Here is a 12,747-nt window from a genome sequence, read left to right on the forward strand (position 1 = left end):
CAATGGGCCATTACAAGAGCAACCTTCGGGATCTCGAGTTCAACCTCTTCGAACTGTTCGGCCTCGACGAGACACTCGCGGGCGACAACTACGGCGACATGGACGGCGAAGTAGCCCGCGACATGCTGCGCGAAATCGTGCGCCTCGCCGAGGGCCCGCTGGCGGAGTCCTTCGCCGACGCAGACCGCAACCCGCCGGTTTTCGATCCCGAGACTCACAGCGTGAAGCTGCCCGAGTCCTTCAAGAAGTCGTTCAGGGCTCTCTACGACGGTGGCTGGTGGCGCGTCGGCCTCGACGAGGAAGTGGGCGGCACCGCAGTGCCCCGCAACCTGCTCTGGGGAATGAACGAGATGCTCCTCGGCTCACAGCCGGCAGCGTTCATGTACTCCGCAGGCCCCGGATTCGCAAACATCCTGTACCACAACGGAACCGATGAGCAGAAGGAATGGGCGAAGGTCATCGTCGAGCGCGAATGGGGCGCAACGATGGTCCTCACCGAGCCCGACGCCGGATCCGACGTCGGCGCAGGACGCACCAAAGCCATCAAGCAGGACGACGGCTCCTGGCACATCGAAGGCGTCAAGCGCTTCATCACCTCGGCCGTCTCGGACGACCTGTTCGAGAACATATTTCACCTCGTCCTCGCCCGTCCCGAAGGCGCAGGCCCCGGCACCAAGGGTCTGAGCCTGTTCTTCGTACCGTCCATCCTCTTCGACTTCGAGAAGGGCGAACTGGGCGAGCGCAACGGCGCATTCGTGACCGGCGTCGAGCACAAGATGGGCCTCAAGGCCTCCACCACCTGTGAACTCACCTTCGGTGGACACGGCGTCCCCGCCAAGGGTTGGCTCGTCGGCGAGGTCCACAAGGGCATCGCGCAGATGTTCGACGTCATCGAGCACGCTCGAATGATGGTCGGCACCAAAGCAATCGGCACCCTGTCCACCGGTTACCTCAACGCACTCGAGTACGCCAAGGAACGCGTCCAGGGCGCAGACCTGACGCAGATGACGGACAAGACCGCACCGCGCGTCACCATCACCCACCACCCCGACGTGCGCCGCAGTCTGATGATGCAGAAGGCGTACTCGGAAGGCCTCCGCGCGGTCTACCTGTACACGGCCGCACACCAGGACCCGATCACCGCAAAGCAGGTCTCGGACGCCGACGCAGACATCGCCTACCGCGTCAACGATCTCCTGCTGCCCATCGTCAAGGGCGTCGGTTCGGAAATCGCCTACCAGGTACTCGCCGAGTCCCTCCAGACCTTCGGTGGCTCCGGCTTCCTGCAGGACTACCCCGTCGAGCAGTACATCCGCGACGCCAAGATCGACTCGCTCTACGAAGGCACCACCGCCATCCAGGCGCAGGACTTCTTCTTCCGCAAGATCGCCCGCGACCGCGGCGTAGCCCTGGCCCACGTTGCCGGACAGATCAAGTCGTTCATCGACAGCGAAGCAGGAAACGGTCGCCTCAAGGCCGAGCGGGCACTGCTCGCCACCGCACTCGAGGACGTACAGGCCATCGTCACCTCGATGACCCAGCACCTCATGGGCGCTCAGGATCAGCCCACCGAGCTGTACAAGGTCGGCTTGGCATCGGTGCGCTTCCTGATGGGCTTCGGAGATCTGCTCATCGGCTGGATGTTGTTGCGCCAGTCCGAGATCGCGATCACCGCGCTCGACAACGGTGCAGAAGGCAAGGACAAGGCATTCTACGAGGGCAAGGTCGCAGTGGCCTCGTTCTTCGCCAAGAACATCCTCCCGCAGCTCACCGCCACCCGCGCGATCCTGACCAACATCGACAACGACATCATGGAACTGGACGAAGCAGCATTCTGATTCCCTGACCAGCAACGGCCGCACCTGATCGCAGGTGCGGCCGTTGTCGTGTTTCGGGGGGCTGGGTCGCCCGTGCTGGGGCGCAAATGCGCGCGCGTTTGCCAGGTGCGCGCATATTCTCACCGATACTCACACTATTTCGCGCGCGCCTGACAAATCCGCGCGCGGCTGTGGCGGACACGAGGTACTTCGCACGCTCCCCAGCGGTGCAGGCAGGCAGGCGGCCCGCTCCACCGCTCGACGGATTCGCGCCGTCAACTCCGCCGGACGGGCCAGATCGGCCCAGGTCCAGCGCACCACCGGATAACCCAGTTCGCGCACGGCGTCCTCTCGTAGCTTCTCCCGAAACACCACGTCGCCTGGGCTCTCGTCCGGCCGGAGATACTCGGTGTACTTTGCCTTGCCATCGAACTCGGCGGCGAGCACTCCGTTGACGAGCCAGTCGACGCGGGCAACGAATCGTCCATCGACGTCCAGGATCTCAACTTGGGGTTCGGCATCGAATCCGGCTTCGCACAAAATGACCCGACTCTGTGATTCACCGGCATTGTCACTGCGCCCGTCCATCAGATCCACAGCTCGTCTGGCCCGAGCAATCCCCTTCCACCCGCGGGCGCGCTGCACTTCCGCGTCAAGTTCCTGTGGATCACAACGCTTCAGTGCCACATCACCGGCAATGACCGCCGTCAGAAGCGATTCGGTTCGGGCAAGATCGACCACCGTCCGAGCCAACGACGTCACGGCTATACCGTCGACCTTCACCGTCGGCACCCATGCCGCGCGGTGCACCATCACCGATGCGTTCTTTCGACCTCCACCACGGCCGTGCCGGGTGACGTGGACTTTGTCGAATCCTGTTGCGGGCAATGGTAATCCGTGCAGCAACGCGGCCGAACGATGACTGATGACGCTGCCGTCAGCCATCATCGGCAGCATGGCGTCGATCAGCAATCGATGTCGCTCCTGCCCCGAGAGCTCGACCAGCCTCGACGACGGCACGTAGACACCGTTCACGAATCGATCCCAGCCTCCGCGTTGATACAGCGCGCGTAGCTCGTGGTCGGCGTTCCCGGCTGCCAATGCTTCCGAGCGTCGCACCATTCGGTCATCCTTCATGCTCCGAGTCTCGGCTATGCGCACCGCGATTCCGACGCAGATGCGGTCGCCTGTGGACGGTTTCGAGCCTGTGGATGAATACGGGTACGGATGTACCAGTTTCGGGGGAGTCAGCCTCACCGCAAAAGCGCGCGCGTTTGCGAGACGCGCGCAGAATCGCCCCTCGTGCGGGCACCAATCCGCGCGCTTTTGGCAAGTGCGCGCGCGTTTGCGCGAGGCGGGGCGGGGGAGGCGGGGGTGAGGTTGCCGGCGGGGGTGAGGTGGGGCGGGGGTGAGGTTGGCCGGGGTGAGGTGGGGCCGGCGCGAGGTGGGACGGGCGTGAGGTGGGCGAGGCGGGGCGGCGCGAGCTGGGTGGCGGCGGGAGATGGGGCGGCGCGGTGATGGCGGCCCGGGCGAACTGCTACTGCTGGAGCTTGCGAAATTTGCTGCCGTGGAACACGATTGGGTTCACTTCACTCTGCACTTCCAGGGAATGGATACGAAGCAGAACGATGGCGTGGTCCCCCGCGGGGATGTGCTGCTCGATGGTGGTGTCCAGCCACGCGGTGGCGCCCACGATGAAGGCGGCTCCCCCTTCGGTAACGGTGAGATCGAGGCCGGCGAAACGGTCACCGGTTTTTGCCGCCAGGGTGCGGACGGCATCGTTGTGGGCCTCGCCGAGAACGCTGACTCCGATACTGGGTGCCGCTTCCAGTTTGGGCCAGGTTGTCGAGGTGTTCTGTATGCAGACCGCCACCAGTGGCGGATCGATCGACACCGACACGAAGCTACTGGCCGCCAGACCTACCAGAGCCCCGTCGATCTCCGCAGCAATCGCAACGACGCCGCTGGGGAACTGAGCGTAAGCCTCGCGCAGAGTCTGCTGATCGAGAACGGTACGTGTGAGGGTCATGGACGACACTCCCTTTCGATCGTGATGCAGTTTTCGCACCTGCGCTGTGCAACCCCCGCACGGACACATTCATTTCGAGCGCACATCTACCACCAGCAAACACCCGATCCGGCGGTGATGCCACCATCGGAGCCGATATGCCCAGACATCAACCGTCCGATCCCTCCTCGGGTTCCGGTGCAGGTCTCGGGTCGGTGCGCCGTTCCGGTTCCGGTTCCGGAGAAGGATCCGGGCGTTCGGGCTCCACGCATTTCACGATGGGAATCGGGTCGTACTTCACCGTTCTGGTGTTCCGCGACAATTCCCTGCCCGACGCGGCATCGGTGATCACCTTGGTATCGCTGGCGGTGAAGCCCTGGCCCCCACCGGATGCGATGCAGCCCGGACCGGCGGGGAGAGTGATGGTGTTCGGAGAGGTGAATCTGGTTCGCGGCCCGGTGATGGAGTCGACGTCGACCGTCTTCGTTCCCCACAGCCGAACAGTCACGCTGGACGCATCCGCGAACGACTCGATGACCACGCCGGTGTCGTCGGGGTTGGTGAACTTCAGGTCGATGGCACCTTCGAAGACGGTCGCTTCGCGGGCCTCGGGGTAGCGACTGATGTAGTAGCTGTGCTCGGTGTGGTCGGTGTCTTCCATCCCGGCGAAGTAGGCGGCGTTGTACAGCGTCGTCGCGAACTGGCTGATGCCACCGCCGACGGCGCGATCCGGTCTCCCGTTGTCGATGATCCCCGACTCGACGAAGCCCTGTGCTGTGCCTCGCGGACCGGTGTATCCATTGAGCGAGAACGTCTCTTTCGGCTTCACGAGAGCGCCGTTGACGATCTGCGCGGTCAGTCCGATGTTGACGCCCGAGGCGTACTCGAACCCACCGGTGGTGTACTCGGCGATGACCTCCCGCACGCCCAGATTCTGAGCTCCCTCGGTGGTGAGTGCGGGCGGGGCGGGTTCGTAGATCGCGTCGGTGGTGCGATCTCCGTTGGCGGCCAGCAGAGCGGGCAACTGCTCGAGAGTTTTGCGCCACTCCACCAGTTCGCCCATCACCCCTGGCACGACTGTGGGCGCGCCGCCGGAGAAGGTGAACGACGCGTCCTTCGGCGGCATCTCGGTGCTGACCAGTTGCGGTGCGAGGATTCCGGTGGCCGCATCGGTGTCGTAGATCGGAGTCAGGCCACCCTGCCCGTCCGGATCGAAGCGCAGAACCTCGCCGACTCGATCCGGTGGCAGGATCGCGTCGACGTTCTCCCGACCCTCGACGATGACCGGTGCTGATGTGGCAGGTACCGCAACCTCGGCCATGGCTCGGTCGACCGCGTCTTGCGTCACCGACACGGGCGTCGACGCATAGGCGACTTCCGTTGCACCCGAGGCCCATTCGGTCTGCAGGTTGCGACGCGTCTGGTCGGCGTCCAGCACCCGACCGTCCAATGGTGCGATGGCTACCGGAGTACTGCCCTCGAACACCACGTCACCTTCGACGGCTTCTCGATCGGTCTCGTCCCGCAATCGATCCACGGCAGCAGTCAAGGCCTGCTCGTCCGTCGTCGACACCACGCCGATTTCGCGGCTGCCGAACAACGACGTCAACCGGGTGATCGGATTGATCGGCTGCGACCCCGCGCGGTCCAATGTGGCATTCCAGTCCACATCGAGACCGGCAGCGGACGGGACCACTTCGACCATCCGATCGCCGACGTCGACCTGCACGGGTTGCTCGACTCGCTGGCCCAACTCGGAACGCAACAGGGCCTCGGCATCGGAGTGACTCTTGCCTCCGACGTCGATACCGGCGACGGTCACACCACGCGGTACCCGGTCGCTGGAGGCCAACCAGTCTGCTGCGTACAGCAACGTCAGAACGGCAACCACCGCACCGGCACCGACGGCGATCTTCCTCCACGGCGGGACGAACCCGGTTCCACCGGAGCTGTGAGCAGGCGTTTCCGGCTGCGCCGGAACGATCGGCTGTGCGATGGTCGGAGATTCGTCCGCGACGGGCATCTGGTCCGAGTGCGCGACCGGCGGACTCGTCTCTACATCGTCCGCCGAAGCGACAACGTCCTCGTCCTCGGCCTCAGACTCGGACTCGGACTCAGCAACGTCGGGCTCGGCGGCCTCGGGATCGACGGCCTCAGGTTCGCCGGCGTCGGACACAGCAGCGTCGGCTTCGTCGGTAACCAAGGCACCATCGGCATCAGAGACATCAGAAGCATCGGCATCGGCAACCGAGGCATCGAGCTCCTGCTCGGAGTGGGTGCCATCCGCCTCGTTCTCGGACGCATGATCGGTTCCGTCGGCCTCGCCGCGGACAGCCCCGAAGACCTCGGTGGGCGCATCGTACGGCGGTACGTCGGGCTGCGATTCGCCCTCGATGGGCGCATCACCCGACCTACTGTTGCGCTCGCTCACGTTCGACCCTTCCAGGACCACCGTTCGATGTCAGATTCGCTTCTGGCCGGCGTACCCCGGGCACGAGCTTACGCAAACCGAACACCGGCGCTCACCTCGAGACAGTCGAATGCGACCAACGAGAAAGGCCCCGCACTGCTGCCGGGTCGGGGGTCAGGCAGCAGTACGGAGCCACCGGGACTATATGCATTCCTCGACCGACCGTTACACCGAGCTCGAAAATGTTTCGTCAGTTCATTCGGATGAATGAACCGGTCGATGTCGAACTGTCGCCTTCTCCGACGGCCCGGACCCAATGACCAGTCCTGACCAGCGCGAGAGTGAGCAGCAGCCGATCTCGCGGATCGGTCAGATCATGACCGGTCAACTCCTCGATTCGGCGAACGCGATAGATGACGGTGTTGCGGTGGCAGTACAGCGCCTTGGCGGCGTTGGTGGGCGAGCCGTCGGACGCGAGCATGTGAGCCAACGTGTCGAGCAGCGTTCCTCGATGTGGTTCCGGATGCGTCCACAGGTTGCCCAACGCATGCCGCACGAGCAATTCCGAGGATTGATCATCGGCGGCCATGATCACTCGGGGTAGTCGATCCGTCGCCAGTGCCACCCCGCTGGCCTCGCTGACCGTCTCGGCGGTCAATGCCGCGAGACGATATGCCGCCGCGAAGGACGACACTCCCTCCGGGGAATGCGCGACACCGACCGGCCCGACGGCCTGAGCCGCGAGCGATTCCACCACCGAATTCCACGAACCCGTGCCGAGCGCGACGAGTGCGAACTGGTGTCCGTCCCGGGTGTTCCAATGCGACACCGCACCGATCTGATCCAGAGCGTCCTCGGGCGCTGGTAGCGGCGGCGCTCCCTGATCGTCGAGCGGTCCGACCACGCAGGCGATCTGCTGCGACGCGGACAGACCGAGAGTGGCACGGGCCTCGATGACGAACGCCGGATCGCCGCCCCGACCCGAGCGCAGCCCGTCGAGGATTTCCAACACATTGGCGATGTCTCGCTGCTGCATCCGAGCACTCTCCTGGCGGTACGCCTCGACGAGAGTCTCGTACTGACTGTCGAGCGCACGCCATAGCTGCTGACCGGCCACCAGAAGCAGATGTTCGTCGATTCTGGACCGGCATTGCTCGCGCTCGAGCATCAACTCCTCCCAGAGCGTGCGACTGCCGAGGGTGTACGCCTTGAGCACCAACTCCATCGGAATACCCTGGCGAGCTCGCTCCCTCCCGGTACGACGCCACACTTCGCGGGTGTTGTCGCTGGCAGCAGGCAAACCCGACAGCGTGCGGAGGCCCTGACCGATGTGCTCGCGGGTACTTCGCCTGATCTCGCCCGCGATATCCGGAGTAGGGCTGGCCAGGTACGCCGGTTCCTGCTCGATCAGCGCCAACGTGATCGAGTCTGCGATGGCGTCGGCGCGGGGCGTCAACGCGGCCCACGCACTCCGAATCTTCTCCTGGTCCGAGTCCGTCACCGCGCCACGGGCAGCCGAACGCGTCGAGGTTCGTTGATCAGCGGAAGCACCCACCCTCGTAGTTTTGCGCACACAGCCCACATCACAGGGCGATTTGACCGGTACTGGTGCCCTGCGACCCAAAGATTCTGTGCGCAGCGCCCATATCGCCCGATGTGCCCAACGCACCATAGTGATCGCAACAGATTGTGAGGTGCATCACTTGAACTCTCTCGACACGATGGACCCAGTCCTCACCATGACCGATGTAGACGTGTCCTTCGGCGGAATCGTCGCGCTCTCCGGAGTCAGTCTCGAAGTGCGCCCGGGCGAAGTCCTGGGCGTCATCGGCCCCAACGGCGCGGGTAAGACGACCCTGTTCAATGTCGCGTGCGGACTCGTTCGCCCGCAATCGGGAACCCTCGGCCGTAATGGCGAACCCCTGACCCGCCTGCGACCCCACGACCTTCCCCGGCTCGGCATGAGCAGAACACTGCAGGGGCTCGGATTGTTCGATCGAATGACCGTCCTCGACAACGTCATGATCGGTGCCGACCGAACAGCTCGCACCGGAGTTCTCGCCGGCCTCCTCGGCCTGCCGTCGAGCGCCTCCGACGACGCAGCGGTGCGGTCGACAGCGATGGCCACACTGCGACGACTGCGGATCGACGACTACGCCCACCGACTACCACCGAGCCTGCCGTACGCGGTCCGCAAACGCGTGGCACTCGCACGCGCTCTCGTGAGCGAGCCGACACTGCTCCTGCTCGACGAACCCGCCTCGGGTCTGTCCAGCGACGAAATGAGCGAACTCGGTGAGGAAATCCGCTCTCTTGCAGCACTACCGGGCCATTCCGAACCAGACAGACCCGCGACGTCGGTCATGCTCGTCGAACATCACATGGACCTCGTGATGAGCGTGTGCGACCGGATCTACGTACTGGACTTCGGCAAAGTCATCGCTCAGGGTACACCCGAGCAAATCCGCGAGGACCCTGCCGTTCTGGCTGCATACCTCGGAAACGAAGTGGCACATGAAGACTGACGCGGCTCACCTGAAGATCGTCGACCTCACCGTTCGCTACGGACCGGTCACCGCACTCGATTCGGTGTCGATGACCGTGACGGCCGGAGCAATCACCGCCGTACTCGGAGCGAACGGAGCAGGGAAGACGACACTGCTCCGCACCATCTCGGGCCTGCTTCGACCCACGTCCGGGCGCATCGAACTCGCAGGCGTCGATGTGGTCGGGATAGCGCCGGACCGTATGTCCCGCAAAGGATTGGCGCACGTTCCCGAGGGCCGAGGAGTGATAGCCGAACTGACCGTCGACGAGAATCTTCGACTCGGCGCGCTGGGACGCAACCGAAGCCACGACGCAGTCACGTTGGACCGGATCTATGACATGTTCCCGCCACTGACCGGGCGGAAAGCGTCCTCGGCGCACACCCTGTCCGGCGGGGAGCGGCAGATGCTGGTGATCGGCCGAGCCCTGATGGCGACACCATCGGTACTGCTTCTCGACGAACCATCACTCGGACTCGCCCCGAAGGTCTCCGCGCAGATCTTCGAGACTCTCCGCGCACTGGTCGATTCCGAATCCATGACCGTCGTCCTCGTCGAACAGAACGCGAGGAGCGCTCTGTCGATCGCCGAACACGCCGTGGTCCTGGATCTGGGCAAGGTCGCGATGGAAGGCCCCGCCGACACCCTCGCCGGGGACGACGCCCTCCGACACGCCTACCTCGGGTTCTAGAGCAAGCGGAAAGGACTTCTGCCACAGTGCAACAACTGCTGACCATCCTCATCAACGGCGTGACGACCGGCATGATCTATGCCGCATTCGCGCTCGCTCTCGTTCTCATCTGGCGATCGACCCGCATCGTCAACTTCGCCCAGGCCCCCATGGCCATGATCACCACCTACGTCGCACTCGTCGTCATCGACGCGGGTTACTCGTATTGGATCGGATTCGGAGTAGCACTACTGAGCGGTCTACTCCTCGGGGCGCTCGTCGAACGGCTCGTCATCCGGTTCGTCGACAGTTCCTCGCATATCAACCCGGTGATTCTGACGCTCGGATTGTTCATCATCCTGCACGCCCTGGCAGCAATCATCTTCGGCAACCAATTCCGTTCCTTTCCAGCACCGTTCGGCCTGACCGGCCAACGGATCGGCGATGTCAACGTGGCAATCACCGGCTACGACATCTTCAAGATCATCGCCGTCCTGGTGGTGCTGGCACTGCTGATCCTGCTGTTCCGTTTCACCGACCTGGGGTTGAAGATGCGTGCGAGCGCATTCGAGCAGGAGGTCGCAAAACTTCTCGGCGTACGCGTGAGCCGAATGCTCACCCTTGGCTGGGCTCTGGCTGCAGTGGTCGGATCACTGGCAGGGCTGCTCATCGCAGGCGGGTCACTGGTACATCCGGGATACATGGACTCGATCGTCGTATTCGGTTTCGTCGCAGCCGTCCTCGGCGGCCTGGACAGTCCGGCGGGCGCGGTGGTCGGCGGGCTGCTCATGGGCATCGGACTGAGCTTCGTCAGTGGCTATCTCGGTCAGGATCTCGTATCGAGCGCGGCCCTGGTGATCCTGATCGTCGTCCTTCTGGTCCGACCGAGTGGATTGTTCGCCAACGCTGCAGCAAGGAGGGTGTGAGATGAACGCAACCCTCACGCGTCTCGCCGCAACCCCGGTACGACGCCATTTCCTCTGTGCGGTAATCGGACTCGTCGTCATCGTGCTTGCCCTCGAATCGCTGAGCACCTTCCGCCAGAGTCAGCTCACCTCGGTCGCGTACCTGGCCATCGCGGCCGGCGGTTTGACCGTGCTGACCGGGTTGAGTGGCCAACTCTCGCTCGGACACGGCGCGTTCATGGCCGTCGGCGCGTACACCGCGGCGTTGATGCTCCGCGCCAACGATTCGGGATGGTCGGTGCCCCTGGTGCTGCTTGCCGCCACGGTGATCTCGGCCGTGGTCGGTGTTGTGGTCGGAGTGGCCGCCGCCCGGCTGCACGGGCCGTACCTGGCCGGTGCGACGTTGGCGCTCGCCGTCGCCGTACCCGGCCTGGCACTGTACTTCTCGGACTATCTCGGCGGCGAGCAGGGATTGGTCGTTCCGGCACCGACAGTGCCACAACTGATCGACGACGTGATGTACTTCGTCACCGGAAACGAGCTCAGTGGAACGAAATTCGTTGCATACGCCAGCTGGATTCTGCTCGTCATCGTGTTCTTCCTGTTGGCGAACATCTCGTCCAGCCGGATCGGACGTCGCTGGCGCGCAGTCCGCGACGACGAGGTCGCCGCCGAACTTGCCGGTATCGACCTGGGGCGTGCCCGCATTCTGGCGTTCGTCGTCAGCGCTGCATGTGCGGGCGCGGGCGGTGCCGTGCTGGCGATGTCCGCGCGGATCGCAGCCCCGAGTGGATTCACGCTGACGCTGTCCTTGACCTTGCTCTCGGCGGTCGTCATCGGCGGTCTCGGCACCCTGTCCGGAGCGTTGATCGGGGCCTTGCTGCTGACCTACATCCCACCGGTAGTGACCAACCTCGGGCTCGATCTGGGGCTGAGCAGTCTGCAATCGGCCGAACTCGCACCACTGGTGACAGGAATCTTCACCGTCCTGGTCATCCTTTTCGCCCCACTGGGTTTGGTGGGCATGTTTCGAAAGTTGCGTTCAACCAGAAAAGAGAAGAAATGAAAAAGATCGGATCGGTGGCGGTCAGAACGACCGCGCTCATCGCCGTGGTCTCGTTGGCCGCAGCCTGCGGGGCGGGCGGTAGGGACGAGGCGACGGACACCTCGGAGGGCTCGACGGTCGGTATCACCGACACCTCGGTCAAGATCGGTGCCCACTTTCCGTTGACCGGGGTCGCGGCACCCGGCTACAGCGAAATTCCCACGGGTGCGCAGGCGTACTTCGACTATGTGAACGCCGCGGGCGGCATCAACGGCAGACAGATCGAATACGTGGTTCGAGACGACTCGTACGATCCCACCACCACTACCCAGGTCGTCAACGAACTCGTGCTGCAGGACGAGGTGTTCGCAGTCGTCGGTGGACTCGGCACGGCGACCCACAGTGCCGTCATCGACTTCCTGAACGAAGAAGGTGTGCCGGACCTGTTCGTCTCCTCCGGAGCGATCATGTGGGGCAACGATCCCGAGAAGTACCCCAATACCTTCGGCTGGCAACCCGACTACCAGGTCGAGGGCAAGATCATCGGTGACTGGGTGACGAAGAACCGGCCCGACGCCAAGGTCGGCCTGTTCCTCCAGGACGACGATCTCGGCCGAGACAGCGAGGAGGCCGTGCGCCAGTACCTCGACGATCAGATAGTCGAGGTGGTGCGCTACACCTCGGGCAACACCGACGTCGCACCTCAGATCGCGGCTCTGCAGGGTGCCGGAGCCGATCTGGTCCTCGGCTTCAACGTGCCCTCGTACACCGCGCTGAGCCAGCTGACTGCCATGCGGCTCAACTACGACCCCGAGTGGTTCTACAGCTCGATCGGTTCCGATGTCGATCTCGTGGGCTCTCTGCTCGGACGGTTCTCCCAGGGTGCGGTCACCGATGGCGCGCAGTCCCTCGAAGGGATGATCTCGCTGGAGTACATCCCTGGCGTCGACTCGCCGGAGAATCCGTGGACCCAACTGTGGCAGAAGGTGTGGGCGGAGAACGGAAACGGTGAGCCGTTGACGAACTACCGCGTCTACGGGCTCAGTCAGGCATATGCGTTCGTGCAAGCCCTGGAGGCGGCCGGTGAGAACCCCACCCGCGAGGGAATCGTCGCGGCCATCCAGGACGGCGGCATGGACTTCGAAGGCCCGCAGCTGGCTCCGTTCCGGTACTCGGATTCGAGTCACCTCGGAATCTCCGGTGCCAGTGTCTTCCAAATCCGCGGAGGAGTGCCCGAGTACCTGACTCCGGTGCTGCAGACGGATATCGGTGACTCGGCAGTGGTGGAGTACACCGGCGGAGAGTCGACCCCGCCGGACAGCGGCATTCCCGGCTGATCGGACGCG

10 protein-coding genes are annotated in these 12,747 nt (G+C 64.1%); 6 read left to right on the forward strand and 4 right to left on the reverse strand.

From position 1 onward, the window contains the following. Nucleotides 1-2 precede the first annotated feature (2 nt). A complete protein-coding gene (locus tag ACOQFP_RS05085; protein ID WP_206489533.1) occupies nucleotides 3-1,838 on the forward strand; it encodes an acyl-CoA dehydrogenase in 1,836 nt (611 codons plus the stop codon). A 129-nt stretch (nucleotides 1,839-1,967) separates the two neighbouring features. Here the strand turns inward: ACOQFP_RS05085 and ACOQFP_RS05090 are convergent, their stop codons facing one another. From ACOQFP_RS05090 to ACOQFP_RS05105, 4 genes are all read right to left on the reverse strand, one after another. Then, on the reverse strand, nucleotides 1,968-2,954 hold the full coding sequence (locus ACOQFP_RS05090) for a type IV toxin-antitoxin system AbiEi family antitoxin domain-containing protein (protein WP_421583676.1): 987 nt from the start codon (nucleotides 2,952-2,954) through the stop codon (nucleotides 1,968-1,970). A 400-nt stretch (nucleotides 2,955-3,354) separates the two neighbouring features. Next, nucleotides 3,355-3,846, reverse strand: coding sequence for a flavin reductase family protein (locus ACOQFP_RS05095; RefSeq protein WP_421583677.1), 492 nt, complete (start codon nucleotides 3,844-3,846; stop codon nucleotides 3,355-3,357). A 148-nt stretch (nucleotides 3,847-3,994) separates the two neighbouring features. Then, nucleotides 3,995-6,256 (reverse strand): VanW family protein, encoded by a 2,262-nt coding sequence (locus ACOQFP_RS05100; protein WP_421583678.1) that lies wholly within the window; start codon nucleotides 6,254-6,256, stop codon nucleotides 3,995-3,997. Between the two features lie 229 nt (nucleotides 6,257-6,485). Further along, nucleotides 6,486-7,790 carry a helix-turn-helix domain-containing protein gene (locus tag ACOQFP_RS05105; RefSeq protein ID WP_307830785.1) on the reverse strand — a complete coding sequence of 435 codons (1,305 nt, stop codon included), beginning with the start codon at nucleotides 7,788-7,790 and terminating at the stop codon, nucleotides 6,486-6,488. Between the two features lie 184 nt (nucleotides 7,791-7,974). Here ACOQFP_RS05105 and ACOQFP_RS05110 point away from each other — a divergent pair, with 184 nt between their 5' ends. The 5 genes from ACOQFP_RS05110 to ACOQFP_RS05130 are packed head-to-tail and all read left to right on the forward strand — an operon-like array spanning nucleotide 7,975 to nucleotide 12,738. Next, nucleotides 7,975-8,760 carry an ABC transporter ATP-binding protein gene (locus ACOQFP_RS05110; protein ID WP_341244690.1) on the forward strand — a complete coding sequence of 262 codons (786 nt, stop codon included), beginning with the start codon at nucleotides 7,975-7,977 and terminating at the stop codon, nucleotides 8,758-8,760. After that, the gene (locus tag ACOQFP_RS05115; RefSeq protein ID WP_206489671.1) at nucleotides 8,750-9,472 is read left to right on the forward strand and encodes an ABC transporter ATP-binding protein; all 723 of its coding nucleotides are present in this window, start codon (nucleotides 8,750-8,752) and stop codon (nucleotides 9,470-9,472) included. Before ACOQFP_RS05110 ends, ACOQFP_RS05115 begins: the two co-directional genes overlap by 11 nt. A 26-nt stretch (nucleotides 9,473-9,498) precedes the next feature. Continuing rightward, nucleotides 9,499-10,377 (forward strand): branched-chain amino acid ABC transporter permease, encoded by an 879-nt coding sequence (locus ACOQFP_RS05120; RefSeq protein ID WP_206489672.1) that lies wholly within the window; start codon nucleotides 9,499-9,501, stop codon nucleotides 10,375-10,377. Nucleotide 10,378: 1 nt separating this feature from the next. Next, complete coding sequence (locus ACOQFP_RS05125) at nucleotides 10,379-11,422, forward strand: branched-chain amino acid ABC transporter permease (RefSeq protein ID WP_341244689.1); 1,044 nt, start codon at nucleotides 10,379-10,381, stop codon at nucleotides 11,420-11,422. Beyond that, nucleotides 11,419-12,738, forward strand: a complete 1,320-nt coding sequence (locus ACOQFP_RS05130; protein ID WP_421583679.1) for an ABC transporter substrate-binding protein — start codon at nucleotides 11,419-11,421, stop codon at nucleotides 12,736-12,738. The genes ACOQFP_RS05125 and ACOQFP_RS05130 overlap by 4 nt, the downstream gene beginning before the upstream one ends. The last annotated feature ends 9 nt before the right edge of the window (nucleotides 12,739-12,747 follow it).

The sequence above is a fragment of the Rhodococcus sp. MALMAid1271 genome (genome assembly GCF_049195265.1).
Classification (GTDB): domain Bacteria; phylum Actinomycetota; class Actinomycetes; order Mycobacteriales; family Mycobacteriaceae; genus Rhodococcoides.

Excerpts from the sequence above, each read along its gene's own strand:
- ACOQFP_RS05130 (WP_421583679.1), top strand. The coding sequence starts at position 11,419 with ATGAAAAAGATCGGATCGGTGGCGGTCAGAACGACCGCGCTCATCGCC.
- ACOQFP_RS05090 (WP_421583676.1), bottom strand. The coding sequence starts at position 2,954 with ATGAAGGATGACCGAATGGTGCGACGCTCGGAAGCATTGGCAGCCGGG.
- ACOQFP_RS05110 (WP_341244690.1), top strand. The coding sequence starts at position 7,975 with ATGACCGATGTAGACGTGTCCTTCGGCGGAATCGTCGCGCTCTCCGGA.
- ACOQFP_RS05095 (WP_421583677.1), bottom strand. The coding sequence starts at position 3,846 with ATGACCCTCACACGTACCGTTCTCGATCAGCAGACTCTGCGCGAGGCT.
- ACOQFP_RS05125 (WP_341244689.1), top strand. The coding sequence starts at position 10,379 with ATGAACGCAACCCTCACGCGTCTCGCCGCAACCCCGGTACGACGCCAT.
- ACOQFP_RS05115 (WP_206489671.1), top strand. The coding sequence starts at position 8,750 with ATGAAGACTGACGCGGCTCACCTGAAGATCGTCGACCTCACCGTTCGC.
- ACOQFP_RS05085 (WP_206489533.1), top strand. The coding sequence starts at position 3 with ATGGGCCATTACAAGAGCAACCTTCGGGATCTCGAGTTCAACCTCTTC.